1 protein-coding gene is annotated in these 530 nt (G+C 38.1%); it reads right to left on the bottom strand.

Annotated features, from left to right (window positions below; translation table 11 throughout):
• On the bottom strand, positions 1–530 hold a 530-nt coding region (locus tag JCM14822_RS18845; RefSeq protein WP_157047922.1), incomplete at both ends, for an IS66 family transposase.

The following is a 530-nucleotide window of genomic DNA, read 5'->3' as shown; positions in this document are numbered from 1 at the left end:
AATACTATAGATGATTGCACTAGCTTTTGCACCATTGATTGTATCGATCAAATGCCAGTTAGCCTTGCCTATACAGAAGCTTCGTATAGATTGTTCAGCAGCATTATTATCTACTGGGACATTTCCATTCTCTAAAAAGACTCTGAGATATTGCTCCTGATTGATACAGTAAGTAAATCCTTTTCCTGTTGCAGATTTCTCAGGTACTTTATGCTGATTAGCTTTTACACATGCAAAGAAAGCATCTACTAGTGGCTTGACACTGAGCTGACGCCTGTTCACTCTTTCCTCAGAAGAAAGGTCTTTAAGTTCTTCTTCAATCTTATAGATGGCACTGAGCTGTTGAAGTGCTGCATAAGCTAGCGTATTCTTGGCTTTTTCTTTGCCTAACGCTTTAACAACATCTGCAAATTTACGCCTACAATGAGCCCAACAACCAGCTATCTTTAAGTCTTTTAACTCTTTTTCAAGTGCATGATAGACTTGATAGCCATCCGTTACACAGACACCACTATAGTCTTTTAAAAATT

It is taken from the genome of Cellulosilyticum ruminicola JCM 14822 (genome assembly GCF_001311925.1).
Taxonomy (GTDB): domain Bacteria; phylum Bacillota; class Clostridia; order Lachnospirales; family Cellulosilyticaceae; genus Cellulosilyticum; species Cellulosilyticum ruminicola.
Note: the sequence above shows the minus strand (reverse complement) of the source record. Positions and strands in the feature narration are given on the sequence as shown.